This window comes from Paraburkholderia sp. D1E (assembly GCF_052682275.1).
The window spans coordinates 7,929,966-7,946,238 of record NZ_JBQYMB010000001.1 but is presented as its reverse complement, the minus strand read 5'-3'; the positions used below and the strand labels follow the sequence as shown (position 1 = coordinate 7,946,238).

The 16,273-nt window shown below is 61.2% G+C and carries 16 protein-coding genes; 8 read left to right on the top strand and 8 right to left on the bottom strand.

The window, feature by feature from the left end; genetic code table 11:
- Positions 1–10: 10 nt before the first annotated feature.
- From ACUN0E_RS35635 to ACUN0E_RS35615, 5 genes are all read right to left on the bottom strand, one after another.
- Entirely contained in the window at positions 11–952 is a 942-nt protein-coding gene (locus tag ACUN0E_RS35635) for a UDP-2,3-diacylglucosamine diphosphatase (protein WP_408234719.1), read from the bottom strand.
- Positions 953–1,164: 212 nt separating this feature from the next.
- A complete protein-coding gene (locus ACUN0E_RS35630) occupies positions 1,165–1,686 on the bottom strand; it encodes an RDD family protein (protein WP_445569546.1) in 522 nt (173 codons plus the stop codon).
- A 13-nt stretch (positions 1,687–1,699) separates the two neighbouring features.
- On the bottom strand, positions 1,700–2,458 hold the full coding sequence (locus ACUN0E_RS35625; protein ID WP_445570579.1) for a DUF3106 domain-containing protein: 759 nt from the start codon (positions 2,456–2,458) through the stop codon (positions 1,700–1,702).
- A 16-nt stretch (positions 2,459–2,474) separates the two neighbouring features.
- On the bottom strand, positions 2,475–2,903 hold the full coding sequence (locus ACUN0E_RS35620) for a DUF3619 family protein (protein WP_445569545.1): 429 nt from the start codon (positions 2,901–2,903) through the stop codon (positions 2,475–2,477).
- On the bottom strand, positions 2,900–3,463 hold the full coding sequence (locus ACUN0E_RS35615; RefSeq protein WP_179743599.1) for an RNA polymerase sigma factor: 564 nt from the start codon (positions 3,461–3,463) through the stop codon (positions 2,900–2,902). The genes ACUN0E_RS35620 and ACUN0E_RS35615 overlap by 4 nt, the downstream gene beginning before the upstream one ends.
- Positions 3,464–3,815: 352 nt before the next feature.
- Between ACUN0E_RS35615 and ACUN0E_RS35610 the strand changes: the two genes are divergently transcribed.
- The 6 genes from ACUN0E_RS35610 to ACUN0E_RS35585 all read left to right on the top strand — a co-directional run bounded on the left by ACUN0E_RS35610 (position 3,816) and on the right by ACUN0E_RS35585 (position 10,916).
- Positions 3,816–5,579 (top strand): acetolactate synthase 3 catalytic subunit, encoded by a 1,764-nt coding sequence (locus ACUN0E_RS35610; protein ID WP_408234728.1) that lies wholly within the window; start codon positions 3,816–3,818, stop codon positions 5,577–5,579.
- 111 nt (positions 5,580–5,690) lie between these two features.
- Positions 5,691–6,182 carry an acetolactate synthase small subunit gene (ilvN, locus tag ACUN0E_RS35605; RefSeq protein WP_011487482.1) on the top strand — a complete coding sequence of 164 codons (492 nt, stop codon included), beginning with the start codon at positions 5,691–5,693 and terminating at the stop codon, positions 6,180–6,182.
- Positions 6,183–6,328: 146 nt separating this feature from the next.
- Positions 6,329–7,345, top strand: a complete 1,017-nt coding sequence (gene ilvC, locus ACUN0E_RS35600; RefSeq protein WP_035551801.1) for a ketol-acid reductoisomerase — start codon at positions 6,329–6,331, stop codon at positions 7,343–7,345.
- A gap of 134 nt (positions 7,346–7,479) precedes the next feature.
- Positions 7,480–8,118 carry a phosphatidylserine decarboxylase gene (locus ACUN0E_RS35595; protein ID WP_325043831.1) on the top strand — a complete coding sequence of 213 codons (639 nt, stop codon included), beginning with the start codon at positions 7,480–7,482 and terminating at the stop codon, positions 8,116–8,118.
- 24 nt (positions 8,119–8,142) lie between these two features.
- Positions 8,143–9,012, top strand: coding sequence for a CDP-diacylglycerol--serine O-phosphatidyltransferase (gene pssA, locus ACUN0E_RS35590; protein WP_408234734.1), 870 nt, complete (start codon positions 8,143–8,145; stop codon positions 9,010–9,012).
- 356 nt (positions 9,013–9,368) lie between these two features.
- Positions 9,369–10,916 (top strand): 2-isopropylmalate synthase, encoded by a 1,548-nt coding sequence (locus ACUN0E_RS35585; RefSeq protein WP_408234737.1) that lies wholly within the window; start codon positions 9,369–9,371, stop codon positions 10,914–10,916.
- Between the two features lie 112 nt (positions 10,917–11,028).
- Here the strand turns inward: ACUN0E_RS35585 and ACUN0E_RS35580 are convergent, their stop codons facing one another.
- From ACUN0E_RS35580 to ACUN0E_RS35570, 3 genes are all read right to left on the bottom strand, one after another.
- Positions 11,029–12,609, bottom strand: a complete 1,581-nt coding sequence (locus ACUN0E_RS35580; RefSeq protein ID WP_445569544.1) for a SulP family inorganic anion transporter — start codon at positions 12,607–12,609, stop codon at positions 11,029–11,031.
- A gap of 76 nt (positions 12,610–12,685) precedes the next feature.
- Complete coding sequence (locus tag ACUN0E_RS35575) at positions 12,686–13,321, bottom strand: carbonic anhydrase (RefSeq protein WP_408234743.1); 636 nt, start codon at positions 13,319–13,321, stop codon at positions 12,686–12,688.
- 227 nt (positions 13,322–13,548) lie between these two features.
- Positions 13,549–14,112: a hypothetical protein gene (locus ACUN0E_RS35570; RefSeq protein WP_445569543.1), complete on the bottom strand. Its 564-nt coding sequence runs from the start codon at positions 14,110–14,112 to the stop codon at positions 13,549–13,551.
- 184 nt (positions 14,113–14,296) lie between these two features.
- On the opposite strand from ACUN0E_RS35570, the gene ACUN0E_RS35565 reads away from it, so the two are divergent.
- Positions 14,297–15,619 carry a branched-chain amino acid ABC transporter substrate-binding protein gene (locus tag ACUN0E_RS35565; RefSeq protein WP_445569542.1) on the top strand — a complete coding sequence of 441 codons (1,323 nt, stop codon included), beginning with the start codon at positions 14,297–14,299 and terminating at the stop codon, positions 15,617–15,619.
- A 202-nt stretch (positions 15,620–15,821) separates the two neighbouring features.
- On the top strand, positions 15,822–16,094 hold the full coding sequence (gene rpsO, locus ACUN0E_RS35560) for a 30S ribosomal protein S15 (protein ID WP_011487489.1): 273 nt from the start codon (positions 15,822–15,824) through the stop codon (positions 16,092–16,094).
- Positions 16,095–16,273: the final 179 nt, after the last annotated feature.

The following is a 16,273-nucleotide window of genomic DNA, read 5'->3' as shown; positions in this document are numbered from 1 at the left end:
TGGAGAGGGACTACGCGGTCGCCCGGGCCTTTTGCACGCCGACTTCCGGTGCGCGCATCACGGTCCAGTAGATCACCTTGAGTTCGCCTTCATACGTCTCGACGAGTGCCGACAGGCTTTCGACCCAATCGCCGTCGTTGCAATACAGCACGCCGTCGATCTCGCGGATCTCGGCTTTGTGGATGTGTCCGCAGACCACGCCGTCGCAGCCGCGGCGGCGTGCTTCGTCGGTCATCACACGCTCGAACGACGAGATGAAATTCACCGCGTTCTTCACCTGATGCTTCAGGTATTGCGACAGCGACCAGTAGGGGAAGCCGAGGCGGCTGCGGATCCGGTTGAACCAGCGGTTCAGGATCAGGATCATCGTGTAGAGCGTGTCGCCGAGATACGCGAGCCACTTGGCGTGCTGGATCACGCCGTCGAACAGATCACCGTGCACGATCCAGAGGCGCTTGCCGGCGAGCGTCGTGTGGAAGGCTTCGCCGCGCACGTGGATGTCGCCGAACGCGAGGTCGCAGAACTGGCGCGCGGCTTCGTCGTGATTGCCCGGGACGTAGATGACCTGGGTGCCTTTGCGCGCTTTGCGCAGCACCTTCTGCACGACGTCGTTATGCGCCTGCGGCCAGTACCAGCCTTTTTTCAACTGCCAGCCGTCGATGATGTCGCCCACGAGGTACAGGTATTCCGACTCGTTGTGCCTCAGGAAGTCGAGCAGATACGGCGCCTGACAACCGCTCGAACCGAGGTGGATGTCGGACAGCCAGATGGTGCGATAGCGGTGCGGCTCGGCGTGGTCGTCGTCGTGGTGACCGGCATGCGCGTCGAGTGGCAGCGACGGCACGGGCAAGGGCAGTCCGTGATTAGGGTTGGGTTCCGGGCGGAACGCGACAGGGTCTACGCTCGGGCCGGTCTGGCGGAACAGGGAAGTCGCGGACGTTTTGGGGTCCATGGCTCACGCGTCGAGTTGCGGTGCCCGTATTGCGCCAGCCGCGCGTGACCCTGCCGTGACAGTCACGAGAAGTTCTTATTACTATGTGGGGAGAGGGAGACGGCGGTAAGGGAACGGCGGGGCGCGGAGAAGGGCTGCGGCGAGAGGTAGCCGCCGTCAAGCGAACGCGAACCGCGGGCGCGGCGGCGTGAGATGCAGGGAGGTCGGTTTGTTCAGTTCGCGACGCTGATGACGCGCGTGCCGGCGAGGCGGTCGTGCAGGAATTGACGCTGCGGATCGAAGCGGCCGGTGGCGGCCCACAGCACGAACCAGATCGCGGCGATCAGCAGCGTCTGCGGCACGGCGAGGCCCAGCAACGGATGCAGCGCGAGCGGCGGCAAAAACCATAGCCACGCCAGCGCGTAACGTGCGATCGCGCGACCGGTGGACAGCGGTGCGCCGTCAGCGGCGACGAGGCGCAGGCGCCACGTTTTCATTGGCAGTGTCTGGCCGCTGTGGGTCCAGAACCAGACGAAATACAGACCGACCACGAGGCCGATCCACGCTGCAAGCATGTTGTGATGGGTAAGACCGTTGCGCTGCTGCGTCAACGTGCTGAACAGATAACCCGCGATGAACACGACGCCGAACAGGATCACGGCTTCGTAGAGCAGCGCCGCGAGGCGCCGGCGAACGGTAGGCACGATGCCGGATGAATCGGCGGGCAGTGTCGAGGTGGCGAGCGGTTGGGACACAGTCGGATCTGGATCAGGAACCGTTGAAGATCGACGGCGCCTCGGCCGGCGAAACCGGCAGCGGCGTGGCGGGTACGAAGCTGCCCGCAGCGGGAATCGCCGGCGTGGCGGCGGGGCTCGGCAACGGAGCGGCAGCCGCGGCACTCACCGCTGCGGCACCGCTCGCGCCATGCTCGCGGGCATTGACCAGACGGTCGAGGCCTTTGATCTCGGTCCTGCCGGAGGGCGGCGCGCTGACGACGCTGGGCCGCCGCTTACGCTCGCTCGCGGCGAGCCGCTCCTTCTGCTCTTCCGGCAATTGCTGATAAGCCTTCCACGCATTCTGGCGGGTTTCGCGCGGCAACTCCTTCGATACCTGGTAGTTTTCGCGCGCAACGCGCCGCTGATCGGGGGTCATACGCACCCATTCAGTCATTCGGTCATGCAGGCGTTTTTGTGCATCGGGCGATAACTTCGGATAACGCGACGCGATTTTGATCCATTTCCGCTTGCGTTCGTCGCTAAACGAATCCCATTGGCTGGCGAATGGCGCGAGCGCAACGTGCTCGGCCGCGCTCAGGCGCGCCCATGCCATCGGACTATTGCTGTTGGACAGGCTGGGCAGATCGACGGCGAGGGTGGGCGCGGGCGCTTTTGCGGTCGCGTTGCCGCCAGCAGCGGGCGCACTGGTGGTCGACGGGCTCGGATAAAAGCGCGGATACGTCGCGGCAAACGACACCAAAGCCGCGATCGCGCATCCGAAAACAACGGCCAAGCCGCGCTTGTAACTCACCCGAAGAATCTCCCGCTCAGTGGGCGCGTGATAGGTACGCGTTGAAACCGTGGTCGAGATAGGCATTGAGCGGCAAGTCGTCGCTTAGCATGGCTGCATCGATATCGGCGAGTTCGGCGGTACGCTGCTGGTCTTCCCAGTAGGCGATACCCACGAGGCTGATGACCAGCGCGACGAGCGGCCAGGCAAGCGCAAAGCGGCGCAGCGGCGAACGGCGGCGCTGCGGCATCTCGAGTTGCGGCATACCCGCTGCCATGCCGGCACCGGCGAAAGCGGGCACGAACACCGGGGCGCTCACGGTTTCGGGCTTCTTGCGAGCAAGCGCGGCGCGGCGCGCCATGGCGAGCCGGTCGACGGTAGCGGCCGGTATGCTGGCGACGGTTTCGTCGAGCGCGCGGCGCACCTGGCGGGCGAACTCGAGTTCTTTGGTTTCTAGGGAGCTCATAGCGTGATTCCTTTAGCCTTGAGCGCTTGCGCCAGCGTGTGGGTGGCCCGCGAGCAGTGCGTTTTCACACTGCCTTCGGAGCAGCCCATCGCGGCGGCAGTCTCGGCGACATCCATATCTTCCCAATAACGCATGAGAAACGCCTCCCGTTGACGTGCCGGTAACTTTTGGATCTCGTTGTCGATTAACTGTAAGACCTGTTCGCGCTCGAGTTTCTGTTCGTTGCTCTCTGAACCCGCTGAACCTTGTTGCGCCTCGAATGTTTCGAGTGGGTCGAATTCGTCGTCGTCGGCGTTGCCGAGCGAAGAAAACAGGCTAACCCAAGTATTGCGCACTTTGGCACGACGGAAATAGTCGTGCATCGCATTCTGGAGAATACGCTGAAACAGGAGCGGAAGTTCGGCCGGAGGACGGTCGCCGTATTTTTCGGCGAGCTTGATCATCGCGTCCTGCACGATATCGAGCGAGGCGTCGTCGTCCCGCACGGCGTAGACCGTCTGCTTGAATGCGCGCCTTTCGACGCCCGCCAGAAAATCGGCGAGTTCCTTGTCTGATGCCATCCGTTTGGGGGTCGGCGCAGCGTGCGTGCGCGTAATCGGTCGAAAAATGTCGTAAAACTCGCGGATGCTAACAAACTTTCGCGCCGCTGGGGCGAAACCCGTCCTACCTTGCATCTCTATAACAAGGTTTCGGTCAATATTGGGATTTGAGGGAGGCCGCCAAGGCAATATTTGCTTGACCGCGCGGACATCTGCAGATATCGTCGCTGGTTCGCAACATAAGTGACTTGTCTCAATTGAGGTGTGGCCCAAGAAGCTCACCTGTCAACTGGACGCGCCGCTTGAACCCGAGCCACAAGCCCGGCAGAGAGCACCCGATCAATTTTTTGCCGAAAATTCGAAAGGTGAATAAATGAATATGCCCAGCGCGGAATTCTCCACGTCGGATACGACCCTCCATCCCGAAGCTGACTCTATCGGCGCCACCGTGCTCATGCGCGCTTTGGCCGACGAAGACGTCGAGTTTGTGTGGGGCTACCCCGGCGGCTCGGTACTCTACATTTACGACGAGCTGTACAAGCAGGACAAATTCCAGCATATCCTCGTGCGTCACGAGCAGGCTGCGGTCCACGCCGCCGACGCGTATGCGCGTTCCACCGGCAAAGTCGGTGTGTGCCTCGTGACCTCCGGCCCCGGCGTCACCAATGCGGTGACCGGCATCGCCACCGCCTACATGGATTCGATTCCGTTGGTGGTGATCAGCGGCCAGGTACCTACCGCCGCGATCGGCCAGGATGCGTTCCAGGAGTGCGATACGGTCGGCATTACGCGTCCCTGCGTGAAGCACAACTTCCTCGTGAAGGACGTGCGCGACCTCGCCGCTACCGTCAAGAAAGCTTTCTACATCGCCCGTACCGGTCGTCCTGGCCCGGTGCTGATCGATATTCCGAAAGACGTGTCGAAGACGCCGTGCCAGTACGAACCGCTCAAGACCGTTTCGCTGCGCTCGTATAACCCGGTCACGAAAGGTCACTCCGGCCAGATTCGCAAGGCTGTGGCCTTGCTGCTGTCGGCCAAGCGTCCGTATATCTACACCGGCGGCGGCATCATCCTCGCGGATGCATCGCGTGAGCTGAACCAGTTCGCCGACCTGCTTGGCTATCCCGTCACCAATACGTTGATGGGTCTGGGCGGCTACCGCGCGAGCGACAAGAAATTCCTCGGCATGCTCGGCATGCACGGCACGTACGAAGCCAACATGGCGATGCAGCACTGCGACGTGCTGATCGCGATCGGTGCACGTTTCGACGACCGTGTGATCGGCGACCCGGCGCACTTCGCGTCGCGCCCGCGCAAGATCATCCATATCGACATCGATCCCTCCTCCATCTCCAAGCGCGTCAAGGTCGACATTCCGATCGTCGGCGATGTGAAGGAAGTGCTGAAAGAGTTGATCGAGCAGTTGCAAACAGCCGAACATGGCCCCGACACCGCGGCACTCGCCGACTGGTGGAAGGACATCGAAGCCTGGCGCGCGAAAGACTGCCTGAAGTTCGACCGCAAGAGCGACATCATCAAGCCGCAGTACGTGGTGGAAAAGGCGTGGGAACTGACCGACGGCAATGCCTTCGTGTGTTCGGACGTCGGCCAGCACCAGATGTGGGCGGCGCAGTTCTATCGCTTCAACAAGCCGCGTCGCTGGATCAACTCCGGTGGCCTCGGCACCATGGGCTTCGGCCTGCCGGCGGCGATGGGCGTGAAGATGGCGCACCCGGACGACGATGTGCTCTGTATCACCGGCGAAGGCTCGATCCAGATGTGTATTCAGGAGCTCTCGACCTGCAAGCAGTACGAGACGCCCATCAAGATCATTTCGCTGAACAACCGCTATCTGGGCATGGTGCGGCAGTGGCAGCAGATCGAATACAGCAAGCGCTATTCGCATTCGTACATGGATGCGCTGCCGGATTTCGTAAAGCTCGCCGAAGCGTACGGCCACGTCGGCATGCGTATCGAACGCACGGCCGATGTCGAGCCGGCGCTGAAGGAAGCGCTGCGCCTGAAAGATCGCACAGTGTTTCTCGATTTCCAGACCGATCCGACCGAAAACGTCTGGCCGATGGTCCAGGCCGGCAAGGGCATCACTGAGATGCTCATGGGTTCGGAAGATCTATAACGACGGCTTTGCCGCCGGCTTCGTCATGCGCGCCTCCACAAAGGGTGAATGCGGACGAAGCGGCGCGAACCTGCTCGCATACATCGACAAAACATCTGGAAGAAGCGAAACATGAGACACATTATTTCTGTCCTGCTGGAAAACGAACCGGGCGCGTTATCACGCGTGGTGGGGCTGTTCTCCGCACGCGGCTACAACATTGAAACCTTGACGGTGGCTCCGACCGAAGACCGTTCGCTGTCGCGCATGACCATCGTCTCCATTGGCTCGGACGACGTGATCGAACAGATCACGAAGCATCTGAACCGCCTGATCGAGGTGGTGAAAGTGGTCGACCTTACCGAGGGCGCCCACATCGAGCGCGAGCTGATGTTGATCAAGGTGAGGGCGGTCGGCAAGGAACGTGAGGAGATGAAACGGATGTCGGATATTTTCCGCGGCCGGATCATCGACGTCACCGAAAAGACCTACACGATCGAACTGACGGGCGCGAGCGACAAGCTCGATGCCTTCATCGAAGGGATCGACGCGACTGCGATTCTCGAAACCGTCCGTACGGGCAGTTCGGGCATCGGCCGCGGCGAGCGCATTCTGAAGGTTTGACGCGCGCGCTGGGTTGCGGTGCTAAGTTGCGTTTATTAGCCGTCTCGATCGAAGCCGGGTAGTGCCTTTAAGAACCCGGTCAAGCAACACAACATTCGCAGTATTTGTATTTCACTGATTTCACCGAATTTAGCCAAGGAACCGACATGAAAGTTTTCTACGACAAGGACGCCGACCTCTCCCTCATCAAGGGCAAGCAAGTCACCATCATCGGCTATGGCTCGCAAGGCCATGCTCACGCGCTGAACCTGAAGGAAAGCGGCGTGAACATCACGGTCGGTCTGCGCAAGGGCGGCGCATCGTGGAGCAAGGCCGAGAACGCCGGCCTGCAAGTCAAGGAAGTGGCGGAAGCCGTGAAGGGCGCAGACGTCGTCATGATGCTGCTGCCGGACGAGCAGATCGCTGAAGTTTACGCAAAGGAAGTGCACGGTAACGCCAAGCAAGGCGCAGCGCTGGCCTTCGCGCACGGCTTCAACGTCCACTACGGTCAAGTGATCCCGCGTGCCGACCTCGACGTGATCATGATCGCGCCGAAGGCGCCGGGCCACACGGTTCGCGGTACGTACTCGCAAGGTGGCGGCGTGCCCCACCTCATCGCTGTCGCGCAAGACAAGTCGGGCGCAGCACGTGACATCGCTCTGTCGTACGCAGCAGCGAACGGCGGCGGCCGTGCCGGCATCATCGAAACGAACTTCCGCGAAGAAACGGAAACCGACCTGTTCGGCGAACAAGCCGTGCTGTGCGGCGGTACGGTCGACCTGATCAAGGCCGGCTTCGAAACGCTGGTGGAAGCGGGTTACGCGCCGGAAATGGCGTACTTCGAGTGCCTGCACGAACTGAAGCTGATCGTCGACCTGATCTACGAAGGCGGCATCGCGAACATGAACTACTCGATCTCGAACAACGCCGAATACGGCGAGTACGTGACGGGTCCGCGTATCGTGACTGCTGAAACGAAGAAGGCGATGAAGGCTGTGCTGACGGACATCCAGACCGGCGAGTACGCCAAGAGCTTCATCATCGAAAACAAGGCTGGCGCACCGACGCTGCAATCGCGCCGCCGTCTGACGGCTGAGCATCAGATCGAAACGGTGGGTGCCAAGCTGCGCTCGATGATGCCGTGGATCGCTGCGAACAAGCTGGTCGACCAGTCGAAGAACTAAGAAGCCAGCTTTACCGCATCTGACCGGCGCGGTGCATCGTCGCAGCAGCCGGTAATGCAAAAAGCCGTCCAAGGGTGCTGAACCCTGGGCGGCTTTTGCTATCCTACGGTTTTACAAAAATACAGAAGCCATCCATGAATTACCCTCATCCGATCATCGCGCGAGAAGGCTGGCCGTTTATCGCCATCGCTGCCGTCGTTGCATTACTGGTTCATGCCTTCGCGGGATTCGGCTTTGCATGGCTGTTCTGGCTGATCCTGATCTTCGTCGTGCAGTTCTTCCGCGATCCGGCACGCCCGATTCCGACTCAGGCCAACGCCGTGCTGTGCCCGGCCGACGGCCGCATCGTCGCGGTCGAAACGGCGCATGATCCGTATGCCAACCGTGAAGCGCTGAAGATCAGCGTGTTCATGAACGTTTTCAATGTCCACTCGCAACGCTCGCCGGTGGATGGCGCGATCTCCAAGGTCGAATATTTCCCGGGTGCGTATCTGAATGCGGCCGTAGACAAGGCTTCGACCGAAAATGAACGCAATGCGGTGGTGATCGAAATGGCCGGCGGCCAGACGGTGACCTCGGTGCAGATCGCCGGTCTGATCGCGCGGCGCATTCTTTGCTACGTACGGGCCGGTGAGCCGCTTACGCGTGGTCAACGTTATGGATTTATCCGTTTTGGCTCGCGTGTCGACGTGTATCTGCCGGTTGGCAGCCGTCCGCGTGTATCGATCGGCGAGAAGGTTTCCGCGTCGTCCACGATCCTCGCTGAACTATAAAGCGGCACCAAGGAGGTTTTCCGAATGGCCGCATTCAAACCGCGTCGACCCCGCAACAGCGGACCGCTACCGCGTCCGTTCCGCCGTAACAAGCCGGTCGCGGCGGAGTCGCCAGTAGTCGAAAGCCGGCGCGCCCAGCGTCAGCAGTTCCTGAGGAAACGCGGCATTTACCTGCTGCCGAACGCGTTTACCACCGCCGCGCTCTTTTGCGGCTTCTTCGCCGTGGTGCAGGCGATGAACGTGCGCTTCGAAATTGCGGCGATCGCGATCTTCGTGGCGATGGTGCTGGACGGTATGGACGGCCGGGTCGCGCGTATGACGCATACGCAAAGCGCGTTTGGCGAGCAGTTCGATAGTCTCTCGGACATGGTGTCGTTCGGTGTGGCACCGGCGCTTGTCATGTACGAGTGGATTCTGAAGGATCTCGGCCGTTGGGGCTGGCTCGCGGCGTTCGTCTACTGTTCGGGGGCGGCGTTGCGTCTCGCGCGTTTCAACGCGAACATCGGCGTGGTCGACAAGCGCTTCTTCCAGGGTATGCCCAGTCCGGCTGCTGCCGCGCTGATTGCCGGTTTCGTGTGGCTTGCCACCGATAACCGTGTGCCGCTCAAGCTGGTGTGGCTGCCGTGGGTCGCTTTCGTACTGACCATCTACGCGGGTGTGACGATGGTATCGAACGCACCGTTCTACAGCGGCAAGGCGCTTGACGTGCGGCATCGCGTGCCGTTCGGCGTGATTCTGCTGGTGGTGGTGGCGTTCGTGCTGGTGTCGTCCGATCCGCCGCTGATGCTGTTCGGCCTGTTCGTGCTGTATGGTCTGTCGGGCTATGTGTTCTGGGGCTACCAGGCGCTGCGGGGCAGGGCGAATCCGGCTCGGTCGGTGGCGCGGGACAGGTAATTGCGCATTTCCTGTGCATGGAAGTGACACGAAAAAACGGCAGCCTTTGGGCTGCCGTTTTTCGTTTCCGGACCCGTCTGACGGCGCGTGGCAGGCAGGTTGGACGCTAATTGCACGATGGCGGGAATGCCGCTATAGTCGTTCGATGAATGCGTTCACGTTCCCATTTGAGCTGCAACGCGAGCCTCAACAAGCCGGGGCGCGCCTAAGCGCACTCGTGCTGGCGCGTCTAACGCGCTGATCGTTTCCGCCCTCCGTCTGCCTCGTCTGCGGTTTATAGCGTCGCCAGCGGTGGCGCAAACACCCAAATTCCAATACCGATCCCCACAATTGAACGACTCCTCAGGAGACCCGACATGGCCGACAAACTGATCATATTCGACACCACGTTGCGTGACGGCGAGCAATCGCCCGGCGCGTCGATGACGAAAGAAGAAAAAATCCGTATCGCGAAGCAGCTCGAACGGATGAAGGTCGACATCATCGAGGCGGGCTTCGCGGCCAGCTCGAACGGCGACTTCGATTCGATCCATACGATCGCGGGCCTGATCAAGGACAGCACGATCTGCTCGCTGGCCCGTGCCAACGACAAAGACATTCAACGCGCTGCTGACGCACTCAAGCCGGCCGATCATTTCCGCATCCACACGTTCATCGCAACGTCGCCGCTGCATATGGAAAAGAAGCTGCGCATGACGCCGGATCAGGTGTTCGAACAGGCAAAGCTGGCGGTGCGTTTCGCCCGCAAGTTCACGGACGACGTTGAGTTTTCGCCGGAAGACGGCAGCCGTTCGGATATGGATTTTCTGTGCCGGGTGCTGGAAGCGGTGATTGCTGAGGGTGCGACCACGATCAACATCGCGGATACAGTCGGCTATGGCGTGCCGGAACTGTACGGCCAGCTCGTGAAGACGCTGCGTGAGCGTATTCCGAACTCGCATAAGGCCGTGTTCTCGGTGCACTGCCATAACGACCTCGGCATGGCGGTGGCGAACTCGCTGGCCGGTGTGCAGATCGGCGGCGCGCGTCAGGTCGAGTGCACGATCAACGGTCTCGGTGAGCGCGCAGGTAATACGTCGCTCGAAGAAATCGTGATGGCGGTGAAGACGCGCAAGGACTACTTCGGACTCGAAGTCGGTCTCGATACGACGCAGATCGTGCCGGCTTCGAAGTTGGTGTCGCAGATCACCGGTTTCGTCGTGCAGCCGAACAAGGCCGTGGTCGGCGCGAACGCATTTGCGCACGCATCCGGCATTCACCAGGACGGCGTGCTGAAAGCGCGCGATACGTACGAAATCATGCGTGCCGAAGATGTGGGCTGGAGCGCGAACAAGATCGTGCTTGGCAAGTTGTCGGGCCGCAATGCATTCAAGCAACGTCTGCAGGAATTGGGTATCGCGCTCGATAGCGAAGGCGAGTTGAATACCGCGTTCGCACGCTTCAAGGAACTGGCCGATCGCAAGTCGGAAATTTTCGACGAAGACATCATTGCGATCGTTACTGAGGAATCGGCTGAAGCGCAGCAGAAGGAGCACTACAAGTTCCTGTCGTTGTCGCAGCATTCGGAAACCGGCGAGCAGCCGCACGCGAAGATCGTGTTCTCGGTTGAAGGCAAGGAAGTGACTGGCGAAGCGCGCGGCAACGGTCCGGTGGATGCCACGCTCAATGCGATCGAAACGGAAGTGGGTAGCGGTTCGGAACTGCTGCTGTATTCGGTGAACGCCATCACAACCGGTACGCAGGCGCAGGGTGAAGTGACGGTACGGCTGTCAAAGAGCGGGCGCATCGTGAACGGTGTAGGCACCGATCCGGATATCGTCGCGGCTTCCGCGAAGGCGTATATCTCGGCGCTCAACAAGCTGTATTCGAACGTCGATAAGTTGAATCCGCAACGTTCGGAGTGACAGAGCGTCAGGGCGCCGTATGCGCCCTGACCCGATGAAATTATTCGAAGCCCTGTGCCTAAAAAGCACGGGGCTTCGCGTTTTTGTAGTGCCTTCCTTTCGTACGCTCAAGCTATTCCGTCGCCGCGCGCCGCATCGACCATCCGCGTGCCGCGCGTGCCTGTGCCTGCACCTGATGCCGCACTTCAACCGAGATCTCGCGGCGTGGCGCATCGGCGACAAACGCGTCGAGTAGTTCGCGCACATCGTGATCGACGAAGTCGGCACGCGTTGCGTCGACGATCAAGGTCGCGCCGTCGGGGATCTGCTGCAGATAGTGCTTGAGCGGCACCTTGCCAAGAAACGATACGTCTTTGCGAAACGACAGCAGATAGTGGTCGCCGTGCTGTGCGAGGACGATCGGGCTGCGTAGGTTGGCATACAAGGCGAGCAACACGCTGCACAGAATGCCGAGCACGATTCCGATCAGCAGGTCGGTGGCGAGCACGCCGACCAGCGTGACGATGAACGGTGCAAACGGCGCGAAGCCTTGCTTGGCGACGGCGACGAACAACGACGGCTTGGCGAGCTTCACGCCGGTGAAAATCAGAATCGCCGCGAGACAGGCAAGCGGAATCAGATTGATGACGCTGGTCAACGCGAACACGCTGACCAGCAACAACACGCCATGAATAACCGCGGACAGCCGGCTCTGCGCGCCCGCATGCACATTGGCGGAACTACGCACAATGACCGAGGTGATCGGCAGGCCACCGATCGCGCCAGCGATCAGATTGCCCACACCCTGCGCCTTCAATTCGCGATCGGGCGGCGCGGTGCGTCGGGCGGGGTCGATCTGCTCGACCGCTTCCAGGCTCAATAGCGTTTCGAGGCTTGCGACGATCGCCAGTGTGATGGCCACGCGCCAGACGTCAGGATTGATCAGTTGCGTGAAGTGCGGTCCGAAGTCGGCCCATGCGAGGGCGAGCTGCAATGCGGCGAACGATTCGAGCGAAGGCAGCGCGACGCGATGCTCGGCAGGCGGCGTGAACGACGGGCCGAGCAGACTGAGCAATAGCGTCGCGCCGATTCCCAGCAGAACCACGGCGAGTGGTGCCGGCACGAGCCGCACCAGCGCAAAGCGACGCAGCGCGCGCGTTTCCCAACCTACCAGAATCGCCAGCGACAGCAACGTGATCACGCAGGCCGCGAGCGAAATCGTGCCGAACGGCGTCGTTACGCTGCCGGCCATCTGGGCAGCAGCTTGCGACCCATCCGATGCGTTCGAGCCGAACAGCCCGAGCGCAAGCGGGAATTGTTTGACGATCAGGAGCACGCCGATCGCTGCAAGCATGCCTTTGATCACCGGCGACGGCACATAGGCGGCAAATCTGCCGGCCTTCAGCATGCCGAAGCCGAACTGAATTGCACCGGACAGCAACACGGCCAGCAGGAACGCGGAGAAGCTGCCGAGTTGCGCAATCCCGTCGACGACGATCACGACGAGGCCCGCCGCCGGCCCGCTTACGCTCAACCGCGAGCCGCTTAGCACGGCGACCACCAGGCCGCCGACGATGCCCGACACAAGCCCGGCAAATGGCTCGACACCCGACGCGTTAGCGATGCCCAGACAGAGCGGCAGCGCCACCAGAAAAACGACCGTGCCTGCAAACAGATCGCGCTGAAACGTGGAAAGGAAAGCTCGAAGGTTCATGGGGTCCGTGCGGTAGTGTTTGGAGTTGCATGTGCGGCGAAGGCCATGCCGAAGCCGGTTCGATAGAGGCGATGCACTACGCGGCGCTATGGGCGGCCGTCGCGCAGGTCATCGCGTCGTCGGCTTCGTAGCCGGACGTGAGCACCTTGATGCGCCCGTCCTCGAGCGCGAAAATCCAGCCGTGAACGAGCGGTGCTGGGTCAGCGTCCCGCACGATTGGACTCGCGCGTAACTGGCGGACCTGTTCGAGCACGTTCAATTCCGCGAGACGGTCGATGCGCTCACGCTCGCTCGCATGGCTCCCGAGCTCGTCGCCATGCGCTTTTGCTAGCGCGCACAATGGTGCGATCCGGCGATTCACGTGTGGCAGCGTCGGTTCCGGCGGCAGCAGGGCAGCGCGCACGCCGCCGCAGCCATAGTGACCGCAGACGATCACGTGCCCCACCTTCAGCACCCGCACGGCGTATTCGAGGACGCTTGCGGAGTTGTCGTCGTCGGGATGAAAGAGGTTGGCGATGTTGCGGTGAACGAACAGATCACCAGGCTCGCAATGCGTGATGGTTTCCGCGGGCACACGGCTATCCGAGCAGCCGACCCACAGCACGTGCGGATTCTGGCCTCGCACCAGATCACGAAAAAATTCGGGGTTGCGCGCGGCGGTTTCGTGCGCCCATGCAACGTTGGCGACCAGCAGGCGTTTGGGACGGTTCATCGATAGCAGCTCCGTAAGTGGGGTGCACCGACTCGTAGCCGAATCCCGGCTGCGCGCGAACAGCGCAGTGGGTACGGGTAACGCGAATCAATGCTTACGAAAACCTTTCTATCAAAAAATAAATCCGCTGTGCGCGAAATAAAATCCGCCTCTATGCGCCATAAATAAAAAAAGCCGCCTGAAGGGGCGGCTTGGCAGATCCATGCGCGATGGGTTCGAGCGGGCGCTCAGAACAGGCCGCGGCGATCCGGATCGTGCAGCGGATCAGGGGTTTTCTGCGTGAGCCGCACAATGCCCTGATCGTCGAAATAAAAGCTGTACATCATGTACCAGACGTTGTCTTCCATATAGCGATACGTCCAGACCTCGCGCTTCATCAACGGGAAGTACGATGTTTCGACTGGGCGGCCGAAGTTCACCAGCACGTCGCTCTTTGTCCACTTGCCGATTTCCGCCCGGTAGAACTCGTTGGGCTGAAGCACCTGGCGCACGGTGACGATCTTGCCGGATGCGTCGATGTCGGCGGCAGTGGTCGTCTCGCCCATCGGCTGGGTCGGCCACATCAACCGCTTGCCGCCGTTGGGCAGATCGTAGCTTTCACGCGGTGCACCGAGGCGGGCGACGATGGTCGATTCGTCCGCGCCCTGGCTGTATTGCTGCCATGGCTGCACGCAGCCGGCGAGTGTCACTGTGAGGGTGAGCGCGCTCAGGCAGATGAACGCGGCGCGGCGCAGGCGTACTGCGGGCGGCGCTGCGATCGAGGCCGCCGTGGATGGATGGCGGTTGAACATAAATTCCTCCGATGGCATTTGAGTAGCGGTTTTTATCATCGAGACGCATTATTTTGACACGGGCGGCAGCAAAAGATTTGCGCTTTGTGCGGGGCGTCTCCGGAAGCACAGTAACGGATTCGCCGGCTTGCTTATTCCGTCTGGAACGCCCTATGATCCGCGCTTCGACCAATCAAGCGGGGCAATGACGATGGCGAAGTGGCAACGGACGGCAGCAGCGGCAGTTATGGCGCTGGCGGCGATTTCGACGGCCGCGGCGGCTTACGCCGTGGGAGAAACGGCGTCTGGTCCGGCGAGCAAACCGGTGAATAAGCCCTCGGGTACGCCGATCGAGTTGGCGCTGATCGAAGGCATGTCTGGTCCGTTCGCGAACGCAGGCGCGGCGGTGGAGCGCAATCTGCGTTTCGGTATCGAACAGGTGAATGCGCAAGGCGGCGTGAAGCTCGCCGACGGCGCGCATCCGCTCGAACTGGTCGTGCTCGACAGCAAGGGCAGTACTGAAGAGGCATTGGTGCAACTGCGCGCCGCCGCGGACCGGCACATCGGTTACATCATGCAGGGCAACAGTTCGGCAGTGGCGGCCGCGCTGCTCGGCGCGATCGAGAAACAGAACAGCCGCGAGCCTGCGAATCGCGAACTGTTTCTCAATTATTCCGCCGACGATCCCGCCCTGACCAACGCCAATTGCAGCTTCTGGCACTTCCGCTTCGACGCGCACGCGGGCATGCGCATGGATGCGCTGGCTGACGTGATCCAGCGCGACAAAGCGGTGAAGAAGGTTTATCTGCTGAACCAGGACTACAGCTTCGGCCACGACGTCAGCAGTCTCGCGCGTTCGACGCTGGCGACAAAGCGCCCGGATATTGCGGTCGTCGGCGACGAATTTCATCCGATCGGCCGTGTGAAGGACTTCGCGCCGTACATCGCGAAGATCCGCGCGAGCGGCGCGGACGCGGTCATCACTGGCAACTGGGGCAACGACCTGACGCTTTTGGTCAAGGCTGCGCGAGAACAGGGCCTGGACACCCGGTTTTACACGTTCTATGGCAACAGTCTTGGCGCGCCTGCCGCGTTAGGTGACGCCGGCGTCAAACACGTGATCGCGATAGCCGACTGGCACCCGAACGCCGGCGGTGCGGCTTCCGACGCGTGGTATGCAGCATTTCGCGCCCGTTTCCCGGCTGCCCAGGACGACTACCCGGTGCTCCGCATGCCGTTGATGATCGAAACCCTCGCCGCGGCGATGAACCGCGCCGGCAGTGCCGACCCGACGGCCGTCGCCCGGGCTCTGGAGGGGATCAGGTTCGACAACGGCTTTCATGCCTCGTGGATGCGTGCCGAGGATCATCAATTGATCCAGCCCCTTTACGTGATGGAAATGGATAAGGCAGGCACGCCGGGTGTCAAGTTCGACAACGAAGGTTCCGGCTACGGTTTCCGCACGGTGCTGGCTTTGCCGCCCGAGCGGACTGTGCCGCCGACCGTGTGCAAGATGAAACGGCCGTAAAGGGACCCCTGAGCAAACCCAACCCGCCCACGATCCCGCCCGGCACAGCGGGGTTCGCGGCCGGATTGGGCTGTGCTACAATACGCGTCCCGTTGTGAAGCCTGTCGCATGGTTGTAATTTGTAATGCGAATGCACATACGGGGTAATTCACGGCACGGCCTTTCTTCCGTGACCGCCTGTCTAGTTCTCAAGGAAATCGACATGTCCGCAGTTGAAACAAGCAAGAAGTCCGAAGTCGTTGCGCAATTCGCACGCGCAGCTAACGACACCGGCTCCCCCGAAGTTCAGGTCGCGTTGCTCACGACCCGCATCAACGAACTGACCGTTCACTTCAAGGCCCACACGAAAGATCACCACAGCCGCCGCGGTCTGCTGCGCATGGTGAGCCGCCGTCGCAAGCTGCTCGACTACCTGAAGGGTAAGGACGCGGATCGTTACCGCGCACTGATCGAGAAGCTGGGTCTGCGTAAGTAATCGGCCAGTCGTTCAACAAGATGCCTGTGTCAGTTCCACTGATACAGGCATTTTGTTTTTGCACGGTGCGCCTCATGTGATGCGCACTGCCTGTTGGCCGCGGTAGCGTGACGATTCATGCGGCGACTAGCAGGAAAACAGCAGCAAAAAAAGCAGCAAAAAAGCAGAAATACGGCCGG